The organism is Rhodopseudomonas sp. BR0G17 (assembly GCF_010907025.1).
GTDB classification, from domain to species: Bacteria; Pseudomonadota; Alphaproteobacteria; order Rhizobiales; family Xanthobacteraceae; genus Rhodopseudomonas; species Rhodopseudomonas palustris_H.
This window is the reverse complement of record NZ_QUML01000194.1, coordinates 1-408: the sequence shown is the minus strand read 5'-3', so window position 1 is coordinate 408 and position 408 is coordinate 1. Positions and strand designations below refer to the sequence as shown.

The window sequence follows — 408 nt, the reverse complement described above, 5'->3', positions numbered from 1 at the left end:
TTTGAGGAGATCGTGGATGGCCCGGTCGACGATGCGCAGCGGCTGCGTGCGCTCCTCGGCGGCGACCTGGCGAAGCGCAAGGTCGACCGCTTCGGGCAGGCGTAGCGCGTAGGGCCGAGACGAGGCGCGCTCGCCATAGGCCTCGAACGGGTTGCGACTGCGATCGCGCTGCGGGCGAGCCGCTTTCTTTAACGGGACGGACTCCGACGGCTCCGAAGCCGACTTCCATTGTGTTGGCGAGGAAGGCGTGACTGGGTCGTCGTAGGACGGCGTCACGACCACCGGCTGGAGCAGGGGTTTCTGCGGGGGTGCCGCGCCGACGCCCTGCGCACGAAACGCGTCGCGGGGCAGGGGAGGCCGGTCCGGCTTCTCGCTCGGCGCGCTGTCGTTCATGCGGCGGTCCCCCCG

The 408-nt window shown here is 70.6% G+C and carries 1 protein-coding gene; it reads right to left on the bottom strand.

Features of this window, described 5'->3' with window-relative positions:
• The coding region (locus DY467_RS25830) for a hypothetical protein (RefSeq protein WP_164639890.1) at nucleotides 1–393 on the bottom strand (393 nt) is incomplete at its 3' end.
• Between the last annotated feature and the right edge of the window lie 15 nt (nucleotides 394–408).